We start from the raw sequence: 5,808 nt of genomic DNA, 5'->3' as shown, positions 1-5,808 counted from the left end.
GATTTCTAAAGTTGATGACGAACTTCGCCAAATAGTGCGCGAAATGCTGCAAACTATGTACAGCAAAGATGGCATTGGTTTGGCTGCACCCCAAGTGGGAATTCACAAACAACTAGTTGTCATCGACCTGGAACCAGAGAACGCAGCTAATCAGCCTTTGGTATTGATTAACCCCACCATTAAACAAGTCAGCCGCGACCTCTCTGTTGCCCAAGAAGGATGCTTAAGTATTCCCAACGTATATTTAGACGTGAAGCGCCCCGAAGTCGTGGAAATCGCCTATAAAGACGAGTACGGTCGTCCCCGGACATTGAAGGCTAATGACCTCCTGGGACGTTGTATTCAGCACGAGATGGATCACCTTAACGGCGTAGTATTTGTAGACCGTGTAGAAAACTCCTTGACTTTAGCCCAGGAGCTATCTAAGAATGGCTTCTCGTATCAAGCGGTGAAACCAATAGCATAGGGGGGCAGTAGTGTATTTAACTCCAAAAAGCAGTTTATTTCTGGGTGGTTCTTGTGTAAGTGCGATCGCAGCCGTCGGTTCGATTTTTGAACTCGGTTACGGACAACCAGATTTTGGTTTCACAGCCACGGCAATTATCCTGGTATTGAGCATTCCACTCACAGGATTATTTTTCTTTGCCGCAGTTAAGGATGCAAGGGCTAACATGAAATAAGCATCAGGTACATAAAAAAGGTAAAGGGATGAAGGAAAAGGCAAAATTCATTCTTTTACCTTTTATTTTTGCTCTCCATTTTCCACTGCCCCTAAAGCTTTTAGCGTCACTAACTGCGCTGCGGTTAACCCTGTAACCCCGGTAATATTCATTTTTTCGTAGGGTCGTGGCGATCGCAGTATTCTTAGGCAATCACCCGTCGATACATCCCAAAGCTTAATTGTCTCATCTTGGCTACCACAAATCAGGGTTTGCCCATCGGGACTAAAGGCAACTGACTTTACCCAATTAGCCCCCTGCAAAGTTTTCAGGCACTTGCCATTATAGACATCCCATAATTTTATCGTTTGGTCTTCACTGGCAGTAGCTAAAGTCTGACCATCGGGACTAAAGGCAACTGACCAAACTCGATTAGTATGTTCTTGCAAGGTTGTGAAGCACTTGCCCATGAAAACATCCCATAACTTCACGGTTTGGTCATCACTGCCACTAGCTAAAGTCTGACCATCTGGGCTAAAAGTAACTGACCTAATCCGATTGCTATGCCCCTCCAAAATTTGGAGACATTTCCCTGTATAAATATCCCATAACCTCACTCTTTGGTTTTCACTGCCACTAGCTAAAGTTTGACCATCGGGACTAAAGGCAACCGATCTTACCCAACTGGTATGCCCTTTCAAGGTTTGGAGACATTTTCCGGTGTAGACATCCCATAATTTCACCGTTTGGTCGTCACTGCCGCTAGCTAAAATTTGACCATTAGGACTAAAAGCAACTGACCTAATTCTATTGGTATGTTCCTGCAATTTTTTGATGCATTGTCCCGTCTGAACATTCCATAATTTAATTGTTTGCTTTTCACTGCCACTAGCTAAAACTTGACCATCAGGACTGAAGGCAATTGACCGTACCCAACTATTATGCCCTTCCAAAATTTTGAGAAACTTATCGTTACGGACATCCCATAATTTCACTGTTTGCTTTTCACTGCCACTAGCTAAAATTTGACCATCGGAACTGAAGGCAACTGACCTTATCCGATTGCTATGCCCCTGCAAGGTTGTCAAGGACTTACCATCCTGGACATTCCATAACTTCACTGTTTGGTTTTCACTACCACTAGCTAAAGTTTGACCATCGGGACTGAAAGCAACTGACCTTACCCGATTGGTATGCCCCTGGAAGGTTTTCAGACATTTACCATCACGAAAATCCCATAATTTCACGGTTTGGTCGTCACCACCGCTAGCTAAAGTTTGACCATCGGGACTAAAGGCAACCGACCAGACGCGATTGCTATGTCCCTGCAAGGTTTTCAGACATTTACCATCACGAAGATCCCATAATTTCACCGTTTGGTCGTCACTGCCAGTAGCTAAAATTTCACCATCGGGACTAAAAGCAACTGACCTTACCCAACTGCTATGTCCCTGCAAAATTTTCAGGCATTTACCATCACCAACATCCCATAACTTCACTGTTTGCTTTTCACTGCCAGTAGCTAAAATTTCACCATCGGGACTGAAGGCAACTGACATAATTCGATTGGTATTTTCCTGCAAAGTTATCAGACATTTGCCGATGTGGACATTCCATAACTTTACTGTTTGGTCTTCACTGCCACTAGCCAACGTTTGACCATCGGGACTAAAGGCAACTGACCTAACCCAATTGCTATGTCCGTGCAGGGTTTTGAGGCATTTACCATCATGAACATCCCATAATTTCACTGTTTGGTCATCACTGCCACTAGCTAAAGTTTGACCATCGGGACTGAAAGCAACTGATTTTACCCAGCTGCTATGTCCAACACAGGTAAAAAGTAGCTTTCCATCATCAACTTGCCACAAGTAAGTCTTGCCATCAGCATCACCCGTAGCCAAAAGTTTTCCATTCGGGCTAAATGCAACTGACGAAATACTAACTAATGTTTCTGCAAAAACGCATTTAGCTAAATCAGCATTGGCAAAATTCACCCGATGCAAATTCACACTTTGTAAATATGCTTGCCAAATAGTCAGATTTGAAAAGTCATAGTCGCTAAAATCAGTTTGTAGTTGACAAAGAATATTTAATAGATTTCCACCTGCATATCCTGCTGTTTGGGGAGTTTGTCGCAGGGACAATAAAATTTGATATAGATGATGTTCAATATTTTTAGCATATCTAAAAATAGTTAATAATCTATCTATTATTGGTTTAATAATCAGGGTAATCTGAGTGTTTCTAATATAATCTTTGGCCGTAGCTGCCATTAAAGCATGGCTCATAAATAGTCTAATATTATTAGTGGTAATTTCATGACAAACTTGTTCAATAAGTTGGTCGGTTATGTATTCCATTACCACAGACTGGAGGGTGAAAAGTGCTGTTCTTTGTTCAATTAGCGATCGCCTCCGTAGAGATTCTAGCGCTTCCATCACTTCCCTTTTAGTCAAGGGACGCACAATATCATTTAGCAATTCATCTAGAGAAACTAACTCGCGCTTGATTGCTAACCAATAAATTATTTCTTTTTCGATCTCTGACAAGCGCTCAAATTGCTGGTCTAGTAAATTCCGGGTGTCACCAAAAATTATCTCTCCTTCAGCCAGAAAAGCAGCGATATCACCACCAAATAACTCTCGAATTGGCTCAGAAACTAGCTTTAACGCTAAAGGATTGCCGGAATACTTCTCAACTAGCTTGGTCCATTCTTGTTGTGAGCCAAATAACCCTTTATCTTGGAGAATTTCTTGCCCTTCCGTTTCTCCTAAGCCAATTAACGATAATGTTCTGACTGGTGATGCTTCTCCTTCTAAAGAAGCAAATTCTTTTGGTTTTTCACGAGATGTCAGCACTAAGCAGCTTTGATGCGGTTCTTCCCCTACTCGACTAAGTAGTTGACCATAATCTTCGTATTCTTGTCTATATTGTCCGGCGCGATCGCCTTCTTGTAAAATTGTCTCTGTATTATCAAATACCACAAGACAACGATGCTCTCGTAAATAATGAATCAGCAGCGTTACTCTCGCATCTACTGTTTCTGGCAAATCTGTTTCTTTGTCATCAGATAAAAATCTAATCAAATTCGCTAACATCTCTGCAACGGGTGGCGCATTGCGGAGACTTCGCCAAATCAAGTACTCAAAATTTTCCTGAACTTCCTTTGCCAATTTCACAGATAAAGCAGTTTTGCCGATTCCCCCCATTCCCAATATTGCTACTAGTTGGCAATTATCCTCGATCAGCCACTGCGTTAGCTGAGACAATTCTGCTATGCGTCCCCGAAAAAAGCAGATACCAGGCGCTTGACCCCAATCTTGGCGGTTTTGGGCAATGGATTTCTCATTGTCTGAAGATGCTTGATACTCAGATTCTATAACTTGCTGTAACTTAGTGAGTTTACCTGGTCCGCTACCAGTAACATTAAATTTTTTGTAAACTTCGCTTAATCTTTTGCGTACTGCTTCGGCACTGATTGCCAATTTTTTCGCGATCGCATTTGGCGATTGTCCATGAACAGCGTGTAAAAACACCTCGATCTCGCTGTTAGACAAGCACCGTTTTTCGGCTAAAGCCAAAAGAATGTTTTCGGGAATGACACTCATACTCACACAAAGACAGACTACACACCAATGTTATCTCACTATGTGAGTCAAGGTTCCTGCAAAAAGTGAGCATTCATTGACGAAGGGGACAGGGGACAGTTTTTCTAATTTCCTTTTCCCTCTTTAGCTAGATATTTCAGGCATTTTTATAGTATCTTATGCTATTTAGATAATTTTCTCTAAAGTTTATCTTGACCTAAGTAACTTAGTTACTTTATAGTGAGTTTAACAGTAGAAACCACGGTGACTTAGTAAGGTTACGGGTGAATTAAAGAAACTTAGTGAGTAAGACATAAAGGCAAAGACTGGAACTGCAAATTCTGAAAAAGGCAAGTATACAAATTGCCTGTAGGGATTTCGAGAGTTCAATGCGCGTAGTGCGCGTTCTGTGCGATTACGCGCATTGAACGCCTAATTTTTGATATCTAGATTGCCCTGGTAATTCATCAAAGAGCTTAATTTTTCATGAGCCGCAAATATCAAAACCACCTTTGTTGGTATTCCCACTCCACTCAGGAGTAGGACTTTTGTCTATCTTGACTTGGTGGGAGCAAAACTGTGGAGATTCGCTGTTTCCTTAGTGTGGTCGGGGGAGCGCAAACTGCTACCTAGATTCAACTTTCAAAACAGGAAAAAAACTATGAAACCCAGTCTCAAAGATAACGATAATCTGTTGTTCAAGTGGTTTTGTATCGGACTCAAATATTTTCTGCTGGCGCTGCTGGGGCTGGGAATAGCCTTTGTTGTGTCTCACACTTTTGGGGCAAATGCGATCGTTGGGATGCTTTTATCGGCAAGTCTACGGTCATGGGTTGCGAGGATAGCGATTTTCCTAGTCTGTCTATTTGCGATCGCCATGATGTTCGAGTCTTGGGGTTAACAGAACAGATTTACTAGTTAAAGCTTATGCTCAGATTTAATAAATAGCCTTTGGCTAACTTTCACTTAGCCAAAGGTTTTGTAACTATTCATTTGGAGATTCTATCATGTCCAACAACAGCTATCAGGGAAAAACACTTTCGCCGATTTTACGGCTTCTGAAAGCTCCCACCTCAGCATTTAGGCAAGTGGGAGTAGTGTATTCATTTATTCAATTAGCGGTCATCGCTCTCTTGCAGTTCTGGAGCGATATTGGAGTGTGACTGAGCAACAGAAAGAGAATACCATTTCTGCCCTAGTGTTTTAAATTATTGATTAGAAATGCATTCATATTAAAGACATATTTTTCTTTTTTTAAAGGATAAAGTCAGTTATTAAAAATTTAGTAAAATTGATATATTTTCTCGAATACTACTCTGTGCATTTGTAGCTTTGTACTAAGATAGTAAGCAGTTCCACTTCACCTTAAAGGAATTATACAAACATGAAACCAGTGTCAGTAACTATATTTTTATGCCATAATAATAAGGATAAAACTTTTGTAATTAAATTCCATAAACATCTTGATAATAAAAGCTTTGCTGTGAATTTTTTTAAATCTATAAAAGTATTTACATGGCTAGATCAACACAATCTCATTGCTGGAGATGAGTATAAAA

At 40.9% G+C, this 5,808-nt stretch carries 5 protein-coding genes; 4 read left to right on the top strand and 1 reads right to left on the bottom strand.

Annotated features, from left to right (window positions below; all coding sequences use genetic code 11):
• The coding region (gene def / locus IQ229_RS10280) for a peptide deformylase (RefSeq protein WP_194043396.1) at window positions 1–466 on the top strand (466 nt) is incomplete at its 5' end.
• Window positions 467–476: 10 nt separating this feature from the next.
• Complete coding sequence (locus IQ229_RS10275; protein ID WP_094351396.1) at window positions 477–680, top strand: hypothetical protein; 204 nt, start codon at window positions 477–479, stop codon at window positions 678–680.
• Window positions 681–742: 62 nt separating this feature from the next.
• Here the strand turns inward: IQ229_RS10275 and IQ229_RS10270 are convergent, their stop codons facing one another.
• Complete coding sequence (locus tag IQ229_RS10270) at window positions 743–4,270, bottom strand: WD40 domain-containing protein (protein WP_194043394.1); 3,528 nt, start codon at window positions 4,268–4,270, stop codon at window positions 743–745.
• A gap of 640 nt (window positions 4,271–4,910) precedes the next feature.
• On the opposite strand from IQ229_RS10270, the gene IQ229_RS10265 reads away from it, so the two are divergent.
• On the top strand, window positions 4,911–5,150 hold the full coding sequence (locus IQ229_RS10265) for a hypothetical protein (protein ID WP_194043392.1): 240 nt from the start codon (window positions 4,911–4,913) through the stop codon (window positions 5,148–5,150).
• 106 nt (window positions 5,151–5,256) lie between these two features.
• Complete coding sequence (locus IQ229_RS10260) at window positions 5,257–5,412, top strand: hypothetical protein (protein ID WP_194043390.1); 156 nt, start codon at window positions 5,257–5,259, stop codon at window positions 5,410–5,412.
• The last annotated feature ends 396 nt before the right edge of the window (window positions 5,413–5,808 follow it).

Source organism: Nostoc cf. edaphicum LEGE 07299 (assembly GCF_015207245.1).
GTDB lineage: Bacteria > Cyanobacteriota > Cyanobacteriia > Cyanobacteriales > Nostocaceae > Nostoc > Nostoc edaphicum_B.
Note: the sequence above shows the minus strand (reverse complement) of the source record. Positions and strands in the feature narration are given on the sequence as shown.